The following is a 23699-nucleotide window of genomic DNA, read 5'->3' as shown; positions in this document are numbered from 1 at the left end:
CGTCACTCGGCGTCGGGACCGTAGACCTCGACCCTGTCCGAAACGCGCCTTACGTGGATGCAGTCACCCGGACATTCCTTCGCGGAGTCGACCACGTCCCGCAGCAGCGTCAGAGGAACCGGAGTGGTCGCCCCCACGTCCTGCAGGAGCTCGTCCTCGGGGCTCTTCACGTACGCCAGACCATCGATGTCCAGCTCGAACACCTCCGGGGCGTACTGCACGCAGATGCCGTCCCCGGTGCAGAGGTCCTGGTCGATCCAGACCTCAAGCGACGCATCCGTCTCACCGGCGCCGCCCGCGGGAGCCTCCTGCTGCACGGTCATATCTCCTGCCGTTCCCTGCACTGAGTGATCCATCCCGGTCGCAACTCGCAGCAAGTCGCGCGAGCCCTGACGGGTGTTGAACACTTCGACCTTACAACCGGCTGCTTTCCGATGTCGCTGGGTGGGTATTTCCTAGGCGTGAGGGAGTACGCAAGGGTGAAGATCGGACACACCCCTACCGTCTTTGTGATCTAGGGGTTTCAATCACCACCAGCCCAGGTAGGGTCAGGAAGCGTCCAGCTCCCCTTGGAGGAGGTGAGGACCGTGGCAGCCCACGACGACGACATCAACCGCGGCATCCGGCCCGGGCGAGGGTCTGATGACCCCGCCGGCCAGGTTGCCTATCTCGAGCAGGAAATCGCCGTCCTGCGACGTAAGCTCGCCGACTCTCCGCGGCACGCGAGGATTCTCGAAGAGCGGATCGTCGAGCTCCAGACAAATCTGGCCGGCGTATCCACACAGAACGAACGACTGGCGAATACCCTCCGTGAGGCCCGCGACCAGATCGTGGCCCTCAAAGAAGAAGTCGACCGGCTCGCCCAGCCGCCGGCCGGATTCGGTGTCTTCCTTCAGTCGAACGAGGACGGCACCGTCGACATCTTCACCGGAGGCCGAAAGCTTCGCGTGAACGTGAGCCCCAGCGTCGAACCGGAAGACCTCCGGCGCGGCCAGGAGGTCATGCTCAACGAAGCGCTCAACGTGGTCGAGGCCATGGAGTTCGAACGGGCCGGGGACATCGTCACCCTCAAGGAGATCCTCGAGGACGGCGAGCGCGCCCTGGTGGTCGGGCACACCGACGAGGAAAGGGTGGTGAGGCTCGCCGAGCCGCTCCTGGACATCACCATCCGCCCCGGCGACGCCCTCCTGCTCGAACCCCGCTCCGGCTACGTCTACGAAGTGGTGCCGAAGAGCGAGGTCGAGGAACTCGTCCTCGAAGAGGTCCCCGACATCGACTACGACAAGATCGGCGGCCTGGGCGACCAGATCGAGCTGATCCGCGACGCAGTCGAGCTCCCGTACCTCCACCCCGACCTCTTCAAGGAACACGAACTGCGGCCCCCCAAGGGCATCCTGCTCTACGGCCCTCCCGGCTGCGGCAAGACGCTCATCGCCAAAGCCGTCGCCAACTCCCTTGCCAAGAAGGTCGCCGAGGTCACCGGCCAGCCCGCCGGGAAGTCCTACTTCCTCAACATCAAGGGCCCCGAACTCCTCAACAAGTACGTCGGCGAGACCGAGCGGCACATCCGCCTCGTCTTCCAGCGTGCCCGTGAAAAGGCCAGCGAGGGCACCCCCGTCATCGTCTTCTTCGACGAGATGGAATCCCTCTTCCGCACCCGCGGATCCGGCGTCAGCTCGGACGTGGAGAACACCATCGTCCCCCAGCTGCTCGCCGAGATCGACGGCGTGGAAGGCCTGGAGAACGTCATCGTCATCGGCGCCTCCAACCGCGAGGACATGATCGACCCGGCCATCCTGCGCCCCGGCCGTCTCGACGTGAAGATCAAGATCGAGCGTCCCGACGCCGAGGCCGCGAAGGACATCTTCGCGAAGTACCTCAAGGCCACCCTGCCCCTGCACACGGACGACCTGTCCGAACACCAGGACTCCAGGGCCGGCACCGTCCACAGCATGATCCAGACCGTCGTCGAGCAGATGTACGCCGAAACCGAGGAGAACCGCTTCCTCGAGGTCACGTACGCCAACGGCGACAAGGAAGTCCTCTACTTCAAGGACTTCAACTCGGGCGCGATGATCCAGAACATCGTGGACCGTGCGAAGAAGATGGCCATCAAGGCCTTCCTCGAGCACAAGCAGAAGGGCCTCCGCGTCTCCCACCTCCTCCAGGCCTGCGTGGACGAGTTCAAGGAGAACGAGGACCTCCCGAACACCACCAACCCGGACGACTGGGCCCGCATCTCCGGAAAGAAGGGCGAGCGGATCGTATTCATCCGCACGCTCGTCACCGGAAAGCAAGGCGCGGACACGGGCCGCTCCATCGACACGGTGGCAAACACCGGTCAGTACCTCTGACGAAGCGGGGCGGCTGCGGGTGCCCGGCCAAGGGCACCCGCAGCCGACTGCTTTATGCCGACTGCTTTTCAGCCGGTGACAAGGCAAATTCAATGACTGAAATGATCTCCCCAGCAGCGCGCAGTGGTTCTAGGCTCTTCCGTACCGCCGGTCGCGCAGTGCGGGGACGGGCACCGCACCAAACGCACCGGAGCACCAGCGGTACTTGAGCGCCGCTCCCGAACGGGAGCGCCGCCGGGCAAGGAGGGCCGCATGACCGTACGGCGAGTAATGGGGATCGAGACGGAGTACGGGATCTCCGTCCCGGGGCACCCGAACGCCAATGCCATGCTCACCTCGTCCCAGATCGTCAACGCCTACGCGGCGGCGATGCACCGGGCGCGCCGCGCCCGCTGGGACTTCGAGGAGGAGAATCCGCTGCGGGACGCCCGCGGCTTCGACCTCGCCCGCGAGGCCGCCGACAACAGCCAGCTGACCGACGAGGACATCGGCCTCGCCAACGTCATCCTCACCAACGGCGCCCGGCTCTACGTCGACCACGCGCACCCCGAGTACAGCTCGCCCGAGATCACCAATCCGCTCGACGCCGTCCTCTGGGACAAGGCCGGCGAACGGATCATGGCCGAGGCCGCCGAACGGGCCGCACAGCTCCCCGGAGCCCAACCGATCCACCTCTACAAGAACAACACCGACAACAAGGGCGCCTCCTACGGCACGCACGAGAACTACCTGATGAAGCGGGAGACCCCCTTCTCGGACATCGTGCGCCACCTGACCCCCTTCTTCGTCTCCCGGCAGGTCGTCACGGGCGCGGGACGCGTCGGCATCGGTCAGGACGGCCGCGAGCACGGCTTCCAGATCAGCCAGCGCGCGGACTACTTCGAAGTCGAGGTCGGCCTGGAGACCACCCTCAAGCGGCCCATCATCAACACCCGCGACGAACCCCACTCCGACGCCGAGAAGTACCGCCGGCTCCACGTGATCATCGGCGACGCGAACCTGTCGGAGATCTCCACCTACCTCAAGCTCGGCACCACCGCCCTGGTGCTGTCGATGATCGAGGACGGGTTCATCAACGTGGACCTGGCCGTGGACCAGCCGGTGCGCACCCTCCACCAGGTCTCCCACGACCCCGACCTCGGCCACCTGATCACCCTGCGCAGTGGGCGGACACTGACCGCCGTACAACTCCAGATGGAGTACTTCGAGCTGGCCAGGAAGTACGTGGACGAGCGTTTCGGGTCCGACGCGGACGAGCAGACCAAGGATGTCCTCGCTCGGTGGGAGGACGTACTGGGCCGGCTGGAGACGGACCCGATGAGCCTGTCCGGCGAGCTGGACTGGATCGCGAAGCGGGAGATCCTGGAGGGCTACCGCCGACGGGACAGCCTCGACTGGGACGCCGCCCGGCTGCACCTGGTGGACCTCCAGTACGCGGACGTACGCCCGGAGAAGGGCCTGTACAACCGCCTGGTGGCCCGCGGCAAGATGAAGCGACTGGTGGACGAGACGGCCGTGGAACGGGCCGAGGGCAAGCCTCCGGAGGACACCCGGGCCTACTTCCGGGGCCGGTGTCTGGAGCAGTACGCCGACGACGTGGCCGCGGCCTCGTGGGACTCGGTGATCTTCGACCTGCCGGGCCACGACTCGCTCCAGCGGGTCCCCACCCTGGAGCCCCTGCGGGGCACCAGGGCCCATGTGAAGGAGCTCCTGGACCGCTGTCGGACGGCGGAGGAACTGGTGCGGGTGCTCTCGGGCCGCTGAGGCCATTCCGGTACCGGGAAGGGGCCTGAAAAGGCCCCGCCGAGGGAATCATGAAGTCACCCGGACGTTGTGAAAGTACCGGGACGAATGTCGGGGCCTCCTTGTAGGGTCCGGCGTAGGGTCTGATCTTGAGAGATCCCGATTCCGGGGTCTCTCGACATGAGCGTGCGAACCGAGCGGGGTGAGGTAGACATGGCGACCAAGGACACCGGCGGCGGACAGCAGAAGGCGACGCGCTCGACCGAGGAGGTCGAGGAGGCGGCGGTCGAGGAATCGACCGACCTCAAGGAGCGCCAGGAAAAACTCTCCGACGACGTCGACTCGGTACTTGACGAGATTGACGATGTACTCGAGGAGAATGCCGAGGATTTCGTGCGGTCCTTCGTTCAGAAGGGTGGCCAGTAAGGCCATTTGACCTTCGAATCGCAGGGGGGCGTGCGGTAGTTGGCAGGGATCACCAAGCGGTGCTCGAGGTGCAAGCAGGACAGGCCGCGGTCGGAATATGCGAGTAACCGTTCCATAGCCGACGGATTGCAGTCCTACGGTCGCTCGTGTTCTGCGGACTACTACAAGGCGCGCCAGGAAGCGAAGGGGCGGACGGTGCGGGAGAAGGTGACCGTACCGTCCGGTCACAAGCGGTGCCCCCAGTGTCGGGAGGTCAAACCGCACTCGGAATGGGAGCGGAACAAGACCACCTCGGACGGTTGGTCCAGTTACTGCCGCGTATTCAGGACGCAGCGCAACCGGGCGAGCTACTTCAAACGCAAATACGGCATTACCGAGGCCGAGCGTGACGCGATGATCGAGGCGCAGGGTGGTTCGTGTCTGCTGTGCCGAACCGGTCCGGCCGAGCATGTGGATCACGATCATCAGACGGGTAAGGTCCGAGGCGTGCTGTGCTTCAGCTGCAACGCAGCCTTGGGGCAGTTCAAGGATCGGCCGGACGTCATAAGGCGTGCAGCCGCTTACGTGGAAGGAAACCTGTGGAACCCAACACTCGTAGCACAGGGCGTCTACCGGCAGCCTTCCTGACGCCGGGGTCCTCGTCCTTCATGGACTTCCTCGGGGCGCACCAGCCCGAGATGCTGCCGGGGAACCGCAAGCTCCCCGACGGTGTCGTCGAGGCGCCCCACGGGACGACGATCGTCGCGACGACGTTCCCCGGCGGTGTGGTGCTCGCCGGTGACCGGCGGGCGACCATGGGGAACATGATCGCCCAGCGGGACATCGAGAAGGTGTTCCCGGCCGACGAGTACTCCGCGGTGGGCATCGCGGGTACGGCCGGCCTCGCCGTCGAGATGGTGAAGTTGTTCCAGCTGGAGCTGGAGCACTTCGAGAAGGTGGAGGGGACGACCCTCTCGCTGGAGGGCAAGGCGAACCGTCTGTCCACCATGATCCGCAGCAACCTCGGCATGGCGATGCAGGGGCTGGCCGTCGTACCGCTCTTCGCGGGCTACGACGAGGCCAAGGAGAAGGGTCGGATCTTCTCCTACGACGTGACGGGCGGTCGCTCCGAGGAGCACGGGTTCGCCGCCACCGGGTCCGGGTCGATCTTCGCCCGCGGGTCCATGAAGAAGCTGTACCGTCCCGACCTGACGGAGGAGCAGGCCACCACGCTGGTCGTGCAGGCGCTGTACGACGCGGCCGACGACGACTCGGCGACGGGTGGTCCGGACCTCTACCGTCACATCTATCCCATTGTCACCGTCATCACCGACGAGGGCTTCCGCCGGCTGACCGACGACGAGTCGCAGGCGCTGGCCCGTTCGGTGACCGACCGTCGGCTGGAGCAGCCCGACGGCCCGCGCGCCGCCCTGCTCTGACCATCCGTCGCCTCGTAGGAGCCCAGAAGAAAGGGACGGTCAGCCGGTGTCGACTCCGTTCTATGTTTCACCTCAGCAGGCCATGGCCGACCGGGCGGAATACGCCCGGAAGGGCATCGCCCGCGGTCGCAGCCTGGTCGTGCTGCAATACGCCGACGGCATCGTGTTCGTGGGGGAGAACCCGTCCCGCGCGCTGCACAAGTTCAGTGAGATCTACGACCGGATCGGCTTCGCGGCCGCCGGCAAGTACAACGAGTACGAGAACCTGCGGATCGGTGGTGTGCGCTACGCGGATCTGCGCGGGTACACCTACGACCGCGACGACGTGACGGCCCGTGGGCTCGCCAACGTCTACGCGCAGACGCTGGGCACCATCTTCTCCAGCGCGGGCGAGAAGCCGTACGAGGTGGAGCTGGTGGTGGCCGAGGTCGGTCCGACGGCCGCGGGTGACCAGATCTATCGGCTGCCGCACGACGGTTCGATCGTGGACGAGCACGGCTCGGTCGCGGTCGGCGGCAACGCGGAGCAGATCAGCACGTTCCTGGATCAGCGCCACCGGGACGGGATGACGTTGTCCGAGGCGTTGAAGTTGGCGGTGCAGGCGCTGTCGAGTCAGGCGAACGGCGCGGACAAGGCGATTCCGGCCGAGCGGCTGGAGGTCGCGGTGCTGGACCGTACGCGGGCGCAGCAGCGGAAGTTCAAGCGGATCCGCGGTCGGCAGTTGGCGCGGTTGCTGGAGGCTGACGTGCCGGCGGCGGCGCAGGCCGATGCCGTGTCGAATGACGAGGTGCCGGAGGACGACGCCGAGTAGTCATGTGTGTGGGGGGCCCCGGTCTGCCGTTCGCGGTGGGTCGGGGCCTTTGCGCGTTCAGGCGGGGGCGGGGCCGGTGGAGTCGCGGACGACGAGTTCGACGGGGATGTCGGGGGCGGACCAGGGGGTGCCGTCGAGGACGGCGAGGAGGGCGCTCATGCCCTGCTCGCCGACGCGTTCGGCGGGCAGGCGGACGGTGGTGAGTTCGGGTTCGACGGCGGTGGCGAGGGCGAGGTCGTCGAAGCCGGTGACGGAGAGGTCGTCGGGGACGCGCAGGCCGAGGCGGCGGGCGGCCTTGCAGGCGCCGGCGGCGAGGATGTCGTCGTCGCAGATGACGGCGGTGGGTCGGGGCCCGGGTGCCTTCAGGAGGGCTTCCATGGCGGTGCGGGCGCCGTGGACGGTGAGGGGGGCCCTGATGGTGCGCAGTTCGGTGGAGGGGCCCAGGAGGGCCGGCAGGGCCTTGGCGCGAATGTCGAAGGTCCAGGAGTCGACGGCGGAGGCGAGGTGGAGGAAGCGGCGGTGGCCGTGGTCGAGGAGGTGGGTGGCGGCTTGGCGCATGCCGTCGGCCATGGCGAGGTTGACGTGGGCGGCGGCGGTGTCGGAGGCGGGGTCGCTGTCGAGCATGACGAGGGGGAGGCCTTCGCGGCCGAGGGCGTCGAGGGCGTCGGCGGCCATGGAGGAGGCGATGACTCCGTCGAGGGCGGCGCGGGCGGAGGCGAAGGGGTCGCGGGCGGGGCCGGTGCCGTCGGGGGAGGGGTAGAGGACGACGCCGAAGCCGTGTTCGGCGGCGACGCGGGCGGCGCCGGTGTAGACGCGGGCGAAGAACTCGTTGGTGAGGGCGGGGACGACGAGGAGGGCGGTGCGGGTGGAGCCGAGGCGCAGGTTGCGGGCGGCGAGGTTGGGGCGGTAGCCGAGGGTGGCGGCGCTCTCGCGGACGAGGTCGGCGGTGCGTTCGGAGACGCGGCCGCGCCATTTGTCGCCGAGGACGAGGGAGACGGTGGCCTGGGAGACCCCGGCGGCGGCGGCGACGTCCCGGCTGGTGGGTCTCGTCACAGGGGGCTCCCGTTGTCGCAGGTCATGGGGTGGGGGGTGGTCCGGCGGGTGGACCGGCGGACTGGGGACATGGTACGTATGACCCGTCAAGTTATACGTATTACCCCGGCTGGTTCCGGGCAGGAGGGGGCGGACATGGCCGCGGGTTACGCGGAGCTGCTCAAGACCAGGCACGCCGCGAGGCTGTTGGTGGGCACGCTCGTGGGGCGGTTGCCCAATGGCACCGCAGCCATCGCGATCGTGCTGTTCACCCGGGCCGAGGGGGGCAGCTACAGCCTGGCGGGCGCGCTGGCGGCGGCGTACGGGGTGGCGAACGCGGTGGGGCAGCCGTTGCTGGGTCGGGCCGTGGACCTGTACGGGCAGCCGCGCGTGCAGTTGCCGGCCGCGGTGGTGTCCGCGCTGGGCATGGTGTGGCTGGCGCTCGCGGGGACCGGGTCGGTGGCGGTGGCCTACGCGGCCGTGGTCGTGGCGGGGTTGTTCACGCCTCCGTTGGAGGGCGGGCTGCGCGCGCTGTGGCCGGGGGTGCTCGGCGGCAAGGAGGAGCGGGTCCACGTGGCGTACGCCATGGACGCGGTGGCGCAGGAGGTCATGTTCACGGTCGGTCCGCTGCTGGTGACGCTCTTCGTCGCGCTGTGGGACCCGGCGGTCGCGCTGCTGGTGATCAATGGCATCGGTGTGTTGGGCGCGCTGTCCGTGGTGGTCTCCGAGCCCTCCCGTACGTGGCGTTCCGCGCCGCGGGAGGCCCATTGGCTGGGCGCTCTGCGCTCTCGGGGGTTGCTGGCGCTGTTGGGCGCGTTCTTCTTCGTCGGTACGGCGCTGGGTTCGATCACGGTGGCCGGTGTGGCGTACGCGGACGATCACGGCGGTCAGGCGGTGTACGGCTGGTTGATGGCGGCGCTGGGGCTGGGCGCGCTGGTGGGCGGTGTGGTCTACGGGGCCCGGCAGTGGGCGGGGGCCGCGGAGCGGCGGCTGCGGATGCTGGTGGCGCTGCTCGCGGTCTGTTATCTGCCGTTGATGCTGACGCCGGGGCCGGTGGGCATGACGGCGTTGTCGGCGCTGGCGGGGGTGTTCCTGGCGCCCGCCATCGCGTGCGCGTTCATCGTCGTGGACCGGCACGCTCCGCGGGGCACGGTGACGGAGGCGTTCTCCTGGCTGGTGACCTTCTTCGGGGTGGGTGCGGCGATCGGTACGGCGGCGGCCGGGCCGGCGGTGGAACTGGGTGACACGAGGGCCGGTTTCGCGGTGGCGAGTGTGGCCGGCGCGGCGGCGTTGGTGGTGCTGATGGCCACTCAGCGGGTGCTCGCCGCCCCGGTGCGCGGCGGGGTCGTGGCGGGCGCCGGCGGGGCTGTCGCGGAGGGCTCGGAGGAGGGCTCCTCGGACCCTCTGATCAGAAACTGATCGGAACGGCGCCGGCGAACCCGGTTTCAGAAGAGGGCAGAAGGCGTAATGTTCAGTCATGGACCGCCGCATTTTCGGGCTGGAGAACGAGTACGGCGTCACGTGCACGTTCAGGGGACAGCGCCGACTGTCTCCTGACGAAGTGGCGCGCTACCTCTTCCGCCGTGTTGTGTCATGGGGCCGCAGCAGCAATGTCTTCCTGCGGAACGGCGCCCGCCTCTACCTCGACGTGGGTTCGCATCCGGAATATGCAACTCCCGAATGCGACAACCTGATCGAACTGGTCACCCACGACAAGGCCGGCGAGCGCATTCTCGAAGGCCTGCTCGTCGACGCCGAACGCCGCCTGCACGAGGAGGGAATCGCGGGCGACGTCTACCTGTTCAAGAACAACACCGACTCGGCGGGCAATTCTTACGGCTGCCACGAGAACTATCTCGTGGCGCGGCACGGAGAATTCTCCCGTCTGGCGGACATCCTCATTCCCTTCCTCGTCACGCGCCAGCTGATCTGTGGCGCGGGCAAGGTGCTCCAGACCCCTCGGGGCGCGGTCTACTGCGTCAGCCAGCGGGCCGAGCACATCTGGGAGGGCGTCAGTTCCGCCACGACGCGTTCCCGGCCGATCATCAACACCAGGGACGAGCCGCACGCGGATGCCGAGCGGTACCGGCGACTGCACGTGATCGTCGGTGACTCGAACATGTCCGAGACGACCATGCTGCTCAAGGTCGGGGCCACCGATCTGGTGCTGCGCATGATCGAGGCGGGCACCGTGATGCGGGACCTGACCCTGGAGAACCCGATCCGGGCCATCCGCGAGGTCAGTCACGACATCACGGGGCAGCGCAAGGTGCGCCTGGCGAGCGGTCGTGAGGCCTCGGCCCTGGAGATCCAGCGCGAGTACTACGACAAGGCCGTGGACTTCGCCGAGCGGCGGGGTATCCGCACCGGTGTCGTCGATCAGGTCCTGGAGCTGTGGGGTCGCACGCTGGACGCGATCGACGCGGAGGACCTGGACCGGATCGGGACCGAGATCGACTGGGTCATGAAGTACCAGTTGATCGAGCGGTACCGGGCCAAGCACAACATGACCATGTCGAACCCGCGGGTCGCCCAGATAGACCTCGCGTACCACGACATCCACCGTCGGCGCGGTCTGTACTACCTGCTGGAGCGCAAGGGGCAGGCGGCGCGGATCTGCAACGACCTGAAGATCTTCGAGGGCAAGTCGGTGCCCCCGCAGACGACCCGGGCCCGGCTGCGCGGCGACTTCATCCGCCGGGCGCAGGAGCAGAGGCGGGACTTCACGGTCGACTGGGTGCACCTGAAGCTGAACGACCAGGCGCAGCGGACGGTGCTGTGCAAGGACCCGTTCCGGTCGGTGGACGATCGGGTGGAGAAGTTGATCGCCGGGATGTGATGTCCGGCGGTGGAGGGCCCCGTGCGCAGTGGCGTGCGGGGCCCTTCGCACGGCGCCGCCTTGTCGGCGAGGGGGTTGGCCGTAGAGTGGGCCGCTACGACGGACCATTCCAGCGACCCTGAGGACCACTGTGCGACGCCGACTTGCTGCCGCGCTCATCGTGCCGGCTCTGATGCTCACCGCGGCCTGTGGAGGGGGCGACGACAAGGACAAGAAGGATTCCGCGTCTCCGTCGGCCGATGCCTCGCAGCCCTCGGTACCGAAGGCGGTCGCTTCCGCGGACCCGATGCCCACCGTGGCGGGTGAGGCGGGGAAGAAGGCGGAGATCACCGTCCCCAAGGGCGACCCGAGCGGCAAGTTCGTGGTGAGCACGGTCAAGGAGGGGTCGGGCGCGGAGATCAAGAAGGGCGATCTCGTCGTCACGAAGTACACGGGCAAGGTCTGGAAGGGCGGCAAGGACCTGAACGGGTCCTACGACGAGGGTGGTGCGCCGATCGTCGTCACCGCCGGTTCTCCGGAGATCCTGCCGCTGTTCAGCGAGTCCGTGGTGGGCAAGAAGGTCGGCAGCCGTGTGCTGGTCGTGGCGCCTCCGGCGGCCGCGTTCGGTGACAAGGGTCAGCCGCAGCTGGGGGTCGGTCCGGCCGACAACCTGGTCTTCGTGATGGACATCGACTCGACCCTGCCGAAGAAGGCCGAGGGCACGCAGGCGCCGATCCCCTCGGACCTGCCCCAGGTCAAGGCGGACAAGGACGAGGCCGCCACGATCACGATCCCGAAGAACGACCCTCCGAAGGAGCTGGTCGACAAGGTCCTGATCGAGGGCAAGGGTCCCGAGGTCAAGAACGGCCAGACCGTCTACATGCAGTACAGCGGTGCCGCGTGGGCGCCGAACCAGGGCAAGGATGCCGCGAAGCTGTTCGACACGTCGTGGAAGACCGGCTCGCCGTTCTCGACGGCGATCGGCAAGGGGCAGGTCATCGAGGGCTGGGACAAGGGTCTGGTCGGCAAGAAGGTCGGCAGCCGCGTCCTGCTGGTGATTCCGCCGGAGATGGCCTACAAGGACCAGGCCAAGGGTGAGGACCTGCCGGCCAACTCCACGCTGGCCTTCGTCGTGGACATCGTCGGAGCAGTGTAAGACTGGTTCGGTCCTCTTCCCGGTTCAGGCCGGGAGGGGCCCCGGTTCGTAGATTTGAGGAGCAGTTCCGTGAGTGACCAGCTTGAGAAGCCCGAGATCGACTTCCCCGAGGGCGATGCCCCCGCCGATCTCGTGATCGAGGACATCTGGGTGGGCGACGGCGCCGAGGCCAAGGTCGGTGCGTTCATCAAGGTCCACTACGTGGGCGTGGCGTTCTCCACCGGCGAGGAGTTCGACGCCTCCTGGAACCGCGGTTCCGCGCTGGCGTTCCAGCTCGGTGTCGGTCAGGTCATCAAGGGCTGGGACCAGGGCGTGCAGGGCATGAGGGTCGGTGGCCGCCGCAAGATCACCATTCCCGCGCACCTCGCGTACGGGGACAGCGGCGCGGGTGGCGGCCTGATCGCCCCGGGCGAGACGCTGATCTTCGTCTGTGACCTGATGGACGCCTGATCCCTCGGTCGTGACAGTTGTGGGGCCCCCGCCGGACGGCGGGGGCCCTCGCTTTTGCGGGGGACCGCCGGGACGGTACGGTCAACGGTCACGAGGCCGTGCGCGTACGCGTACGCCGGGGGTGTGCGTCGAGAAGGGCGGAAGGGCGTCGATGGCGATTGCCAAGGCCGAGCGGCTGATGAATCTGGCGCTGTGTCTGCTGGGGACCCGACGGCCCCTCAGCAAGCGTGAGCTGCGCGGTTCGATCGAGGCCTACATGGAAGCCGGCAACGACGAATCCTTCAACCGGATGTTCGAACGGGACAAGGACGACCTGCGGGAACTCGGCCTGGTCATCGAGACGGTGGAGAACCTGGACGGTGACACGGGCTATCTGGCCCGTCGGGACAGCAATCGGCTGCCGCCGGTCTCCCTGGACGCCGAGGAGGCCGCCGCCCTCGGGTTGGCGGCGAAGGTCTGGCAGCAGGCCCGTCTGGCGGGCGCGGCCAGCGGCGCACTGCAGAAGCTGCGCGCGGGCGGAATGCCCGAGGCGGGCGACCCGTACGAGGGTCAACACAGTGCCATCGAGCCGCGGATCCCGGTGCACGAGGCGGCCTTCGAGCCGCTGATGTTGGCGTGCCGCGATCGGCGGCCGGTGGTCTTCGACTACCGCAAGTCCACCGCGGCGAGGCCCGAGACCCGTCAGGTCGAGCCGTGGGCGTTGGAGTGCTGGCGCGGTCACTGGTACCTGGCCGGCTTCGACCGGGACCGCGGTGCGGAGCGGGTGTTCCGGCTCTCCCGGATCACCGGCAAGGTCCGCTCCCGGGCGGCGAAGTACACCGCGCAGGTGCCGGACGTGGTGACCGTGCGGGAGACCGTCGCGAGCTGGGCCGGCGAGAGCGCCGATCGTTCCGCGCTGATCCGGCTGCGTACCGGGGCCGGCTATCCGCTGCGGGCCAAGGCCACCGGGGTGCGCGAGGGCGTGGCCGAGGGCTGGGACGAGCTGGAGATCCCGTACGGGCACGGGCTGGACGCCTGGCTGGTCGAGTTCGGCCCGGACGTCGTGGTGCTGGGGCCCGCGGACCTGCGGGCCGACGTGGTGGACCGGCTGCGCGCCGTCGCCAAGGGCTGAACCGCAACATTCGCCAGAACCGCCCTGAGGGGGAGACGTACCAGCATGGCTGCGAACGCCATTGACCAGACCCGCCGGATGCTGTCCCTGGTGACGTATCTGCGCGAACGCCCCGGAGCGCACGTCGCCGACGTCGCGCGCGCCTTTGGAATCACCGAGGACGAGCTGATCTCGGACCTCGACGTGCTGCCCATGTGTGGCACCAGCTTCCGGGGCGGGGACCTGCTCGACATCGACACCGACGGGGAGCGCATCTGGTGGCGCAACCCCGACGCGTCGGGGGAGTCCACCGCCGAGCCGCTGCGGCTGGCCGCCGACGAGGCGACCGCGCTGCTGGTCGCCGCCCGCGCGGTGGCCACCCTTCCGGGGTTGCGCGAGAGCGACCGGGACGCGTTGCTGCGGGCCACGGCCAAGCTGGAGGCCGCGGCGGGCGAGGTCGCCGGCGCGAGCTCCCGGCTGTCGGTGACCTTCGAGTCGGAGGGCGGGGTCTTCGCGGACGTCGACCGCGCCATCGCCGAGCGGCGCCGGGTCCGGCTGCGGTACTACTCGCCCGCGCGGGACGAGCTGACCGAGCGCACGGTGGACCCGATCCGGCTGTTCGCGGTGGGTCACACGTACATGGAGGGGTGGTGCCACCTCTCGGAGGCCCGGCGGACCTTCCGTCTGGACCGGGTCGCCGAGATCACGCTCCTGGACGAGCGGTCCGACCCGCCCGCGATCGAGCCGCGCGACCTGTCCGAGGGGCTGGTCCAGCCGGCCGCCGAGGACCCGGAGGTCGTGGTCGAGGTGGGCCCGGGCGGGCGCTGGGTCGCCGAGTACTACCCGCACGACAGCGCCGAGGAGCTGGCGGAGGGCGGTCTGCGGATCACCCTGCGCAGCCCGGACCCGGCCTCGCTGCGCCGGCTGGCGCTGCGGCTGGGCCGCGAGGGGCGCATCGTGTCGCCGCCGGAGCTGGCGGACAGCGCGCGGAAGGCGGCTGGAGAGGCGCTCGCGGGGTACGGGGAACAGGGCTAGGGGGAGCGGGGAGCGATGTCGCCATCATCGGGGCCGGTGCCGGGGTCCGGCCCGGCGGATTCGGCGGCGGCGCCCGCCGCGGTCACCTTCAAGGCGGGCTGTCCGCAGTGCCGGGCCCGGTTCGAGCTGGGGGCGGGCGCGCTGAGACTGGCCATCGGGGGCAGTCGGCGGACCACCTTCTACTCGTTCACGTGCCCCGAGTGCGGCGCTTCCGTCCGCAAACCCGCCGGTGAACGGATCGTGGAGCTGCTGACGGGTGGCGGAGTGAGCACCCTGCGCAGTGTCTGAGCCGGTCGTGGCCTAGGCTCGTCCCATGCTGTGGCCGATGCTCGCAATTGCCCTGGGTTTCCTCGGTCTCGCCGTTCTCGGCGTGCTGGCCGTACGAGTCTTCGTGCAGGTCCGGCGGTTGTCCGGCCAGGTGGCCGACGCCAGCCGCCGGATCACCGAGGCCTCGGGCGACCTGGAACGGGCCGCGAGCGATCTGGCCCGCACGGGACGTGCCACACTCCCGTAACCCCTGCCCATGGAAACCGCGGGTCGGGACCCGTACCGTCGGTCCCCTCACCCGTGCGCACGGATGCGGGGAGACGCCGGGGGATTGCCGGGCGTTAACCCCCGGGGGTTACGATCGTTGCAGGAGGGCGCGGCGGATCTTCGTCCGGCGTGACCCGCCACCACAACCAGCCGTTTCGGTGAGTAAGGAAGACACACATGATCGGCAATCTGAAGCCCCTTGAGATCCTTCTGATCATCGCTGTCATCGTGTTGCTGTTCGGTGCCAAGAAGCTCCCCGAGATGGCTCGCTCCCTCGGCAAGTCGGCCCGCATCCTCAAGAGCGAGGCGAAGGCCATGAAGAAGGACGGCGAGCCCGACGACGCGGCCACCGCCGCCACGGTCGCCGACCAGGCCGGCGCCCAGCCGGTCGCGCCGCGCACGATCCAGGCCGCGCCCGGTGACGTCACCAGCTCGCGCCCGGTCACCGAGCCGAACCGCACCACCCAGGGCTGACGGCCGACGGCCACACCGGTCACGCCAGTCATCTGCATCGAGACGAGGGACGTGGGTTGCTCAAGTCTGCCCGCAAGCAGGAGAAAGCGGACAAGGACGCCGAAGGGCGCATGCCTCTTGTCGAGCACCTGCGTGAGCTGAGAAACCGCCTGCTGAAGTCGGTCCTGGCGATCATTCTGATCACCAGCGTCGCGGCCTTCTTCTACAAGGACCTCATCGACTTCATGCTGAAGCCGATGCTGGGCTCCGTCGGCTGCACCGACGGGGTGGTGTCGCAGCGCAACGGCCGCCCCTGCGCCGACATGACCGTGAACGGCCTCATCGCGCCGTTCTCGATCGCCCTCAAGGTCTCGCTCACCGCGGGCATCGTGCTCTCCGCCCCGGTGTGGCTCTACCAGCTGTGGGCCTTCGTGGCCCCCGGCCTGCACGGCCACGAGAAGAAGTACGCGATCAGCTTCGTCGCGGTCGGAGCGCCGCTCTTCGGCGCCGGCGCGGTCCTCGCGTACAAGATCCTTCCGCAGACCGCGACGATCCTGCTGGAATTCACCCCCGATCACGCGCGCAACCTGCTGCCGGTCGACGACTACCTCGACCTGGTCACGCGGATGGTCGTCGTCTTCGGCCTCGCCTTCGAACTGCCGTTGCTGCTGATCCTGCTGAACTTCACCGGGGTCCTCACCGCGAAGCGTCTGGCGAGCTGGTGGCGGGTGATGGTCCTCGGCATCACGATCTTCTCCGCCTTCGCGACGCCCACCGGTGACCCGCTGACCATGGTGTCGCTGGCCGCACCGATCGTCGCCCTCTACTTCATCGCGCTCGGCATCTGCCTGATCAACGACCGCAGGCGCAGGCGCAAGAACCCCGACGCGGGTCTCGACGACGACGAGGCAGCCGAGCTGGACCTGACCCCCGCCCCGATCGGCGCGGTGGGCTCCGCGCCCGCCGCCTCCGCACTGCCGGAGCAGGCCGACGGCGGACGCCGACAGATCAACGGTTACGACGACGCGACCTGACGGCCGGGCCCCGGACCACCGGGGCCGCACGCCCCTCCCGGCGCGGGCGAGTGCTTGAGATCATGTGCGGGTGACTTCTGAGATCACCCTCTTCGTCAATCCCACCGCGGGACGCGGCCGGGGCGCGCACGCCGCGCAGCCGGCCGCTTCCGCGCTCCGGGCGGCGGGCTTCTCCGTCCGCACCGTCGTCGGCACGGACGCCGCCGACGCCCTGGCCCGGCTGCGGGCCGCGGTGCGCGAGGGCACCGGTGCGGTGATCGCGGTCGGTGGCGACGGGCTGGTCTCCCTCGCCCTCCAGGCACTGGCCGGGACCGCGGTGCCGCTGGGCGTGGTCGCGGTGGGGACCGGCAACGACTTCGCGTGCTCCCTGGGCCTGCCCGTACGGGAACCCGCGCGGGCCGGCCGGCTGGCCGCCGAGGCCCTCAAGGAGGGCCGGATCAGGGAGATCGACCTCGGGCGCGCCGCCGACACCTGGTACGGGACCGTGCTGTGCTCCGGCTTCGACTCGCGGGTCAACGACCGGGGCAACCGGATGCGGCTGCCGCTGGGCCGCTTCAAGTACGACCTGGCGATCCTCGCGGAGCTTGCGTCCTTCCGCCCCTTCCCGTACCGGATCACCCTCGACGGCGGGCCCGTCATCGAGACCGAGGCCACGCTGGTGGCCGTCGGCAACAGCTCCTCCTACGGCGGCGGCATGCGCATCTGCGCGGACGCGGTGCCCGACGACGGACTGTTCGACGTCACCGTGGTCGGCGACTGCGGCCGGGGCACCCTGCTCAAGGTGTTCCCGCAGGTCTACAAAGGGACGCATCTCGGCCACCCGAAGGTGACCGTCCACCGGGCCTCCAAGGTCACCCTGGAGGCCGCCGGCATCACCGCCTACGCGGACGGCGAGCCGCTGGGGCCGCTGCCGGTGACGGCCGAGTGCGTACCGGCGGCCTTGCGGCTCCTCACGTAGGGGGTGTCCCGCCGATCCGACCGGGCCCGTTCCGGCCACCCGTACTCGTCGTAAAGATCGCGACTGTTGTCAGGGCCGGCGGGTAGGCTCGACGACAAGATGACCGAAGAACTCTCACCCGCGGAGCGCTACGCCGCTGCCCGGATCCGCGCCGCCGAAGAGGCCACCGCCCTGGCACCCTTCCGCGAGATGTACGAATTCGGCCTGGACCCGTACCAGGTCGAGGCATGCCAGGCACTGGAGGCCGGAAAGGGCGTTCTCGTCGCCGCGCCGACCGGCTCGGGCAAGACGATCGTCGGCGAGTTCGCCGTGCACCTCGCCCTGCGGCAGGGCCGCAAGTGCTTCTACACCACGCCCATCAAGGCCCTGTCGAACCAGAAGTACGCCGACCTCGTCAAGCGCTACGGCGCCGACAAGGTGGGCCTGCTGACCGGCGACAACAGCGTCAACTCCGAGGCGCCCGTGGTCGTCATGACCACCGAGGTGCTCCGCAACATGCTCTACGCGGGCTCCCGGTCGCTGCGCGGCCTCGGCTACGTCGTGATGGACGAAGTGCACTACCTCTCCGACCGGTTCCGCGGAGCCGTCTGGGAGGAGGTCATCATCCACCTCCCCGAGTCGGTGACCCTGGTCTCCCTCTCCGCGACCGTGTCCAACGCCGAGGAGTTCGGCGACTGGCTCGACACCGTGCGCGGCGACACCGAGGTGATCGTCTCCGAGGAGCGGCCCGTTCCGCTGTGGCAGCACGTCATGGCCGGCCGCCGGGTGTACGACCTCTTCGAGGAGGAGTCCGACCACGGGGGTCGCGGCTCCGGCCGCCGCGAGGTCAACCCGGACCTGCTGCGCATGGCGCGCGAGGAGAACAGCCGCACGTACAACCCGAAGGACCGGCGGCGCGGCAAGATGGTCCGCGAGGCCGACCGTGAGCGCGAGCGACGTTCCCGCAGCCGGATCTGGACCCCGAGCCGGCCCGAGGTCATCGGCCGGCTCGGCAACGACGACCTGCTCCCCGCCATCAACTTCATCTTCAGCCGGGCCGGCTGCGAGGCCGCCGTCCAGCAGTGCCTCTACGCCGGGCTGCGGCTCAACGACGAGGCCGGGCGCCTGCGGGTGCGCGAGATCGTCGAGGCACGGACCGCCACCATCCCCAGCGAGGACCTGCACGTCCTCGGCTACTACGAGTGGCTCGAAGGCCTGGAGCGGGGCATCGCCGCACACCACGCGGGCATGCTGCCGAAGTTCAAGGAGGTCGTCGAGGAACTCTTCGTCCGCGGCCTCGTGAAGGCCGTCTTCGCCACCGAGACCCTCGCGCTGGGCATCAACATGCCCGCCCGCACGGTCATCCTGGAGAAGCTGGTCAAGTGGAACGGCGAACAGCACGCCGACATCACCCCGGGTGAGTACACGCAGCTCACCGGGCGTGCCGGCCGGCGCGGCATCGACGTCGAGGGTCACGCGGTGGTGCTCTGGCAGCGGGGCATGGACCCGGCGGCCCTCGCCGGACTCGCCGGCACCCGCACCTATCCGCTGCGCTCCAGCTTCAAGCCCTCGTACAACATGGCCGTGAACCTGGTCCAGCAGTTCGGTCGGCACCGCTCGCGCGAACTCCTGGAGACCTCCTTCGCGCAGTTCCAGGCGGACCGCTCGGTCGTCGGCATCTCCAAGCAGGTCCAGCGCAACGAGGAGGGACTCCAGGGCTACCAGGAGGGCATGACCTGTCACCTGGGGAACTTCGAGGAGTACGCGCGGCTGCGCCGCGACCTCAAGGACCGCGAGACGGAACTCGCCAAGCAGGGCGCGGCCCAGCGCCGGGCGCAGGCCGCCGGATCGCTGGAGAAGCTCAAGCCGGGCGACATCATCCACGTGCCGACCGGCAAGTTCGCCGGACTGGCGCTGGTCCTCGACCCGGGCGTGCCCGCCGGCCGCTCCAACGGGCATCGCGGACACGAGTACACCGAGGGCCCGCGCCCGCTGGTGCTCACCGCCGAACGCCAGGTCAAGCGGCTCGCCGCCATCGACTTCCCGGTGCCCGTCGAGGCGATCGACCGGATGCGGATCCCGAAGACCTTCAACCCCCGTTCGCCGCAGTCCCGTCGGGACCTGGCGACCGCGCTGCGCAGCAAGGCCGGGCACGTCAGCCCGGAGCGTCAGCGGCGAGGCCGCGCCGCCGCGGCCGACGACCGCGAGATCGCCCGGCTGCGCACCGAACTGCGGGCACACCCGTGCCACGGCTGCGACGAGCGCGAGGACCACGCCCGTTGGGCCGAGCGCTACCACCGACTCCAGCGGGACACCCAGCAGTTGGAGCGGCGGATCGAGGGGCGGACGAACACCATCGCCCGCACCTTCGACCGGATCCACGCCCTGCTCACCGAGTTGGACTACCTGCGCGAGGACGAGGTCACCGTGCACGGCAAGCGGCTCGCCCGGCTGTACGGGGAGCTCGACCTGCTGGCGTCGGAATGCCTGCGCGAGGGGGTCTGGGAAGGCCTCTCCCCGGCCGAACTCGCCTCCTGCGTTTCGGCGTTGGTGTTCGAATCCCGGCAGGCCGACGACGCGGTGGCGCCCAAGGTGCCCGGCGGCGCGGCGAAGGCGGCGCTCGGCGAGATGGTCCGGATCTGGGGTCGGCTCGACGCGCTGGAAGAGGAGCACCGCATCAACCAGGCGGAGGGGGTGGGCCAGCGCGAACCGGATCTCGGCTTCGCGTGGGCGGCCTACCAGTGGGCCTCGGACAAGAGCCTGGACGAGGTGCTGCGCGAGGCGGAGATGCCCGCCGGCGACTTCGTGCGCTGGTGCAAGCAGGTCATCGACGTGCTGGGGCAGATCGCCGCCGCGGCCCCGTCGTCCTCGGACAGCGGGAGCACCGTGGCGCGAAACGCCCGTAAGGCCGTGGACGCACTCCTTCGGGGTGTAGTGGCATACAGCTCCATCAGCTAGACACTTTTGGGGCTTCCTCCGAGAGTCGGGATGGCCGGATCTCATCTCTTGCCATGATCGATTCGACGTGTCCTGTGCGACGATCGATCGCATGAGTGGGGGAACGGACGAAGGACCGAGACGGGTCGGTCGGCCTCGCGCCGATCAACTGAGACCGGAAAGCGGCCGGCCGCCGCGCGAGGAACTCCTGCGCGCGGCGGCCGAGCTGTTCACGGCGCGAGGGTACGGGGCCACCACCACACGGGCGGTGGCCGAGCGGGCCGGAATGCGTCAGGCCACGATGTACCACTACTTCGGCGGCAAGGAGGAACTCCTCGCCGAACTCCTGGAATCCACGGTGGCGCCCTCACTGGCGCTGGCCCGCCGACTGTCGGCCGAGAGCGGCCGGCCCGCGGCGCACCGACTGTGGGAGCTGTGCCGCTCGGACGTGATGCTGCTGTGCGGGGCGCCGTACAACCTGGGCGCGCTGTACCTGCTGCCCGAGGTCGCCGGGGACCGGTTCGCCAGGTTCCACCGGATGCGCGGTGAACTGCGCGACGTCTACCTGGAGTTGCTGTACTCCGCCTCGGTCGACACCGAACTGGACGACGACAGGGCCGGGTTGACCCTGCGCAACGACCTCGTCTTCGGGCTGATCGAGGGCGTCATGCTCATCCGCCGCTCCGATCCGGCGCGCCCGATGGCGACCTTCGCGGAGGCCGCGGCCGATGCCGCCCTGCGGATCGCGGGCGTGGAGCGCTGAACGCCGGCGCGGCCCTGGCGCGAAGTGCCGGGGCGGGCGTGGCGGTCGGTCGCGTCGGGCGTGTCAGGCGCCCTGCGCGGGTCCGGCGGCTCCGGGATCGGATTCCCAGCCCGCCCGGTCGTCCCAGGCGCGCAGGCTCAGCCCGCTCTCCAGGCGATGGGGCGTACCGGTGACGGGATCGGTGAACTCCAGCTTCCGCGCGAGGAGTTGGAGCGGTCGACGGTAGTCGCCCGGATCCGCCGCCGCGGCGACCACCGGATAGACCGGGTCCCCGAGGATCGGCAGGCCCAGGCGGTTCATGTGCACCCGCAGCTGGTGGGTCCGACCGGTGTGCGGAGTCAACCGGTAGCGGCCCAGGTCGCCCCGGACGGCGACGAGCTCGACGCGGCTCTCGGCATTGGGTTGCATGTCCGGGAGCTCCACGGCCGCCATCACCCCGCGGACCTTCTCGATGTGGCTGCGAACGGTGCGGGGCAGCTCCACCGAGGGATCGTGCGGGGCGAGGGCCTCGTACTCCTTCGAGACCTTCCGCTGCTCGAAGAGCGACTGGTACGCCCCGCGGTCCTCGGGACGGATGCTGAACATCACCAGTCCGGCGGTCATCCGGTCCAGCCGGTGCGCCGGGCTCAGCGTCGGCAGGTCCAACTCCGCCCGCAACCGCGCCAGGGCGGTCTGGGTGACGTGGCTGCCGCGCGGGGTGGTCGCCAGGAAGTGCGGCTTGTCCACGACCAGCAGGTGCGCGTCCCGATGCACGACCCGGATCGGGAAGGGCACCACGGGCTCGGTCGGCATGTCCCGGTGGAACCACAGGAAGCCGCCCGCCTCGTACGGGTCCTCGGGGCGCAGTACCCGCCCGCCGACGCCGAGCACCCGGCCGTCGCGCAGGAGCCGCGCCATCGACTCGGCCCCACGGGTTCCCGCGTACCGCGCGGTGAGGTAGGTGCCGAGATCCGGCCACATCCCCTCCGGGTCGGGGGGAAGCCGCAGGCGTACCGGATCGATGCCGGAGACCTGGGGCAGGGGCGCGGGCGGGATGTTCCGTTTCATCGGGCTCCAGCCTAGGCGCTGCCGCTGCCGCTACTGCTCGGTGAAGGTGCCCAGGTGGTCGGCGTCCAGGTACTCGACGCGGAGCGTGCCGTCGGAGAACGTGACCCCGGTACGGCCCACGGCGTTCTCGCCGACGGTCTCGAAGCTGAACACGTCGCCGTCGTAGTGGGTGAGCGGGAAACGCATGGGCTTCGGCCCGAGGGCGAGGGTCAGCCCGTCGCCGTCCGGGTTGGCGGTGACGGTGGCCTCGCCGTAGTAGGGGTTGTCGTAGGTCCCGGTGTACGCGCCGTCCTCCTGGGCCGGCTTCGCGCCGGCGGGCGGGTGGGCGTAGTCGGTGGGGGAGCGGCCCGCGGCGTCCATTTGCGCGTACAGGGCCCCGGTCAGCGCCAGCCAGTCGGTGGTGGCCTTGCCGTGTTCGGCGAAGTCGAAGAAGTCCAGGGCCACGGCGTCGGCGAGACCGACCGGGGCGCCATTGGTCAGGACGACGATCCCGAGCTGTTCCAAGGGAAGCATCGTCACGTTGGTGTTGGCGCCGAGTTCGAAGGCGCCGGAGTGACTCAGACGCAGCCGTCCGGCCTGGTCGTAGGAGACGTTCCAACCGAGACCGTAGAAACCGGTCGTCGCGGTGGGCGTGGCGGGCGGCTGCGAGACGATCTCCGCGACATGGGTACGGGCCAGGGTGTCCCGCGGGACGACGCGCCGGCCGTCGAGGGTGCCTTCGGCCAGCTGGAGGCGCAGCCAGCGGGACATGTCACGGGCCGTCGAGCTGACCCCGCCCGCCGGGGACTGGGCGTCCGGGTCGCGGACGAAGCGCGGGCTCCAGGTGCCGTCGGGGTTCCTCACGTGGGTGGCGGCCTTGTCCGTCGCCCGTTCGAAGGCGGCGAACTCCGTGCTGGTGCGCGTCATGCCCGCCGGCTTGAAGAGGGTGTCCCGCGCGAGCTTCTGCCAGCTGGTGCCGTGGGCCCGGGCGATGGCCTCGGCGGCGGCCGTGAACCCGAAGTTGGTGTACGCGTAGCTCGCGCGGAAGGGGGTGAGGGGCTCCAGGCGCAGGTGATCGAGGATGTACGCCTGGTCGTAGCCGAGGTCTTCGAGGAGGTCCCCGGCATGGTCGGGGAGGCCGCTGCGGTGCGAGAAGAGGTCGGCCGTGGAGACGTGGTCGGTGACCCACGGGTCCTTGAGGGAGAAACCGGGGAGCGGGACGTGCCGGTCCCACTCGTCGGGGGTGGTCAGGGCGCCGGCCACCACCGTCGAGGAGACGGGCTTGGAGAGGGAGGCGATCTGGAAGACCGTGTCGGGGTCGACCTTCGCGCTCTCGCCGGTCCGGCGCAGTCCGAAGCCCTTGAGGTGGATGACCTCGTCGTTGTGGACCACGGCCACGGACACCCCCGGGACGCCGGTGCGCTTCATCATGTCCGTGACGGTGGCGTCGAGGCGGTCCACCGCCTTGTCGACGGCGGCGTCGGTCAGTCGGGGCTTCGGCGACGGGGGGCTCGGTGCGGCTGTCGCTCCCGCGGCGGTGGTCGCGGTGGCGGCGGTGGCCAGCATCATGGCAGCCCCTGCCGCGCCGAGCACGCGGAGCGTACGCATGGGGTCATTGTCCCGCCGGACGGGCGGGGGCGCGCGGTGGCCTGCCGGCCGGGCGTGGGGGTGGGCGGGGCGGC

At 69.6% G+C, this 23699-nt stretch carries 23 protein-coding genes; 19 read left to right on the top strand and 4 right to left on the bottom strand.

Translation table 11 applies throughout. The features are described from left to right. Nucleotides 1-2: 2 nt before the first annotated feature. Complete coding sequence (locus ADK55_RS14485; protein WP_053678756.1) at nucleotides 3-323, bottom strand: ferredoxin; 321 nt, start codon at nucleotides 321-323, stop codon at nucleotides 3-5. A 264-nt stretch (nucleotides 324-587) separates the two neighbouring features. Here ADK55_RS14485 and arc point away from each other — a divergent pair, with 264 nt between their 5' ends. The 6 genes from arc to prcA all read left to right on the top strand — a co-directional run bounded on the left by arc (nucleotide 588) and on the right by prcA (nucleotide 6752). Then, nucleotides 588-2354, top strand: a complete 1767-nt coding sequence (arc, locus tag ADK55_RS14480; RefSeq protein ID WP_053678846.1) for a proteasome ATPase — start codon at nucleotides 588-590, stop codon at nucleotides 2352-2354. A gap of 252 nt (nucleotides 2355-2606) precedes the next feature. Next, a complete protein-coding gene (gene dop, locus ADK55_RS14475; protein ID WP_053678754.1) occupies nucleotides 2607-4118 on the top strand; it encodes a depupylase/deamidase Dop in 1512 nt (503 codons plus the stop codon). A 192-nt stretch (nucleotides 4119-4310) separates the two neighbouring features. Next, the gene (locus ADK55_RS14470; RefSeq protein WP_030016348.1) at nucleotides 4311-4523 is read left to right on the top strand and encodes a ubiquitin-like protein Pup; all 213 of its coding nucleotides are present in this window, start codon (nucleotides 4311-4313) and stop codon (nucleotides 4521-4523) included. 195 nt (nucleotides 4524-4718) lie between these two features. Beyond that, nucleotides 4719-5150, top strand: coding sequence for an endonuclease VII domain-containing protein (locus ADK55_RS36380; protein ID WP_324611182.1), 432 nt, complete (start codon nucleotides 4719-4721; stop codon nucleotides 5148-5150). After that, a complete protein-coding gene (gene prcB, locus ADK55_RS14465) occupies nucleotides 5102-5941 on the top strand; it encodes a proteasome subunit beta (protein WP_053678751.1) in 840 nt (279 codons plus the stop codon). The genes ADK55_RS36380 and prcB overlap by 49 nt, the downstream gene beginning before the upstream one ends. A 46-nt stretch (nucleotides 5942-5987) precedes the next feature. Continuing rightward, nucleotides 5988-6752 (top strand): proteasome subunit alpha, encoded by a 765-nt coding sequence (prcA, locus tag ADK55_RS14460; protein WP_078998917.1) that lies wholly within the window; start codon nucleotides 5988-5990, stop codon nucleotides 6750-6752. A 57-nt stretch (nucleotides 6753-6809) separates the two neighbouring features. Here prcA and ADK55_RS14455 read toward each other — a convergent pair whose 3' ends face one another. Further along, complete coding sequence (locus ADK55_RS14455) at nucleotides 6810-7805, bottom strand: LacI family DNA-binding transcriptional regulator (protein ID WP_053678748.1); 996 nt, start codon at nucleotides 7803-7805, stop codon at nucleotides 6810-6812. Between the two features lie 135 nt (nucleotides 7806-7940). Here ADK55_RS14455 and ADK55_RS14450 point away from each other — a divergent pair, with 135 nt between their 5' ends. From ADK55_RS14450 to ADK55_RS14390, 13 genes are all read left to right on the top strand, one after another. Next, nucleotides 7941-9203: an MFS transporter gene (locus tag ADK55_RS14450; RefSeq protein WP_053678746.1), complete on the top strand. Its 1263-nt coding sequence runs from the start codon at nucleotides 7941-7943 to the stop codon at nucleotides 9201-9203. A 58-nt stretch (nucleotides 9204-9261) separates the two neighbouring features. Then, nucleotides 9262-10623: a Pup--protein ligase gene (pafA, locus tag ADK55_RS14445; RefSeq protein WP_053678744.1), complete on the top strand. Its 1362-nt coding sequence runs from the start codon at nucleotides 9262-9264 to the stop codon at nucleotides 10621-10623. 130 nt (nucleotides 10624-10753) lie between these two features. After that, the gene (locus ADK55_RS14440; RefSeq protein ID WP_053678742.1) at nucleotides 10754-11758 is read left to right on the top strand and encodes an FKBP-type peptidyl-prolyl cis-trans isomerase; all 1005 of its coding nucleotides are present in this window, start codon (nucleotides 10754-10756) and stop codon (nucleotides 11756-11758) included. A gap of 69 nt (nucleotides 11759-11827) precedes the next feature. Then, nucleotides 11828-12208: an FKBP-type peptidyl-prolyl cis-trans isomerase gene (locus tag ADK55_RS14435; RefSeq protein WP_053678740.1), complete on the top strand. Its 381-nt coding sequence runs from the start codon at nucleotides 11828-11830 to the stop codon at nucleotides 12206-12208. A 151-nt stretch (nucleotides 12209-12359) separates the two neighbouring features. After that, complete coding sequence (locus tag ADK55_RS14430) at nucleotides 12360-13319, top strand: helix-turn-helix transcriptional regulator (RefSeq protein ID WP_053678738.1); 960 nt, start codon at nucleotides 12360-12362, stop codon at nucleotides 13317-13319. Between the two features lie 45 nt (nucleotides 13320-13364). Further along, nucleotides 13365-14333, top strand: coding sequence for a helix-turn-helix transcriptional regulator (locus tag ADK55_RS14425; protein ID WP_053678736.1), 969 nt, complete (start codon nucleotides 13365-13367; stop codon nucleotides 14331-14333). 15 nt (nucleotides 14334-14348) lie between these two features. Continuing rightward, a complete protein-coding gene (locus tag ADK55_RS14420; protein ID WP_078998915.1) occupies nucleotides 14349-14621 on the top strand; it encodes a hypothetical protein in 273 nt (90 codons plus the stop codon). Nucleotides 14622-14646: 25 nt separating this feature from the next. Further along, entirely contained in the window at nucleotides 14647-14847 is a 201-nt protein-coding gene (locus tag ADK55_RS14415) for a hypothetical protein (protein WP_053678733.1), read from the top strand. Between the two features lie 197 nt (nucleotides 14848-15044). Further along, nucleotides 15045-15341 (top strand): Sec-independent protein translocase subunit TatA, encoded by a 297-nt coding sequence (gene tatA, locus ADK55_RS14410; protein WP_053678731.1) that lies wholly within the window; start codon nucleotides 15045-15047, stop codon nucleotides 15339-15341. 56 nt (nucleotides 15342-15397) lie between these two features. Beyond that, nucleotides 15398-16354, top strand: a complete 957-nt coding sequence (gene tatC, locus ADK55_RS14405; protein ID WP_053678729.1) for a twin-arginine translocase subunit TatC — start codon at nucleotides 15398-15400, stop codon at nucleotides 16352-16354. A 70-nt stretch (nucleotides 16355-16424) separates the two neighbouring features. Next, on the top strand, nucleotides 16425-17312 hold the full coding sequence (locus ADK55_RS14400; protein ID WP_053678844.1) for a diacylglycerol kinase: 888 nt from the start codon (nucleotides 16425-16427) through the stop codon (nucleotides 17310-17312). A 99-nt stretch (nucleotides 17313-17411) separates the two neighbouring features. Next, on the top strand, nucleotides 17412-20249 hold the full coding sequence (locus ADK55_RS14395; protein ID WP_053678727.1) for a DEAD/DEAH box helicase: 2838 nt from the start codon (nucleotides 17412-17414) through the stop codon (nucleotides 20247-20249). A gap of 91 nt (nucleotides 20250-20340) precedes the next feature. Further along, nucleotides 20341-20991, top strand: coding sequence for a TetR/AcrR family transcriptional regulator (locus ADK55_RS14390; RefSeq protein ID WP_053678726.1), 651 nt, complete (start codon nucleotides 20341-20343; stop codon nucleotides 20989-20991). Nucleotides 20992-21054: 63 nt separating this feature from the next. Here ADK55_RS14390 and ADK55_RS14385 read toward each other — a convergent pair whose 3' ends face one another. Further along, a complete protein-coding gene (locus ADK55_RS14385; protein WP_053678724.1) occupies nucleotides 21055-22038 on the bottom strand; it encodes a pseudouridine synthase in 984 nt (327 codons plus the stop codon). Between the two features lie 30 nt (nucleotides 22039-22068). After that, a complete protein-coding gene (locus tag ADK55_RS14380; protein ID WP_053678722.1) occupies nucleotides 22069-23625 on the bottom strand; it encodes a serine hydrolase in 1557 nt (518 codons plus the stop codon). Between the last annotated feature and the right edge of the window lie 74 nt (nucleotides 23626-23699).

Origin of the sequence: Streptomyces sp. WM4235, assembly GCF_001279725.1 — a bacterium.
GTDB lineage: Bacteria > Actinomycetota > Actinomycetes > Streptomycetales > Streptomycetaceae > Streptomyces.
Note: the sequence above shows the minus strand (reverse complement) of the source record. Positions and strands in the feature narration are given on the sequence as shown.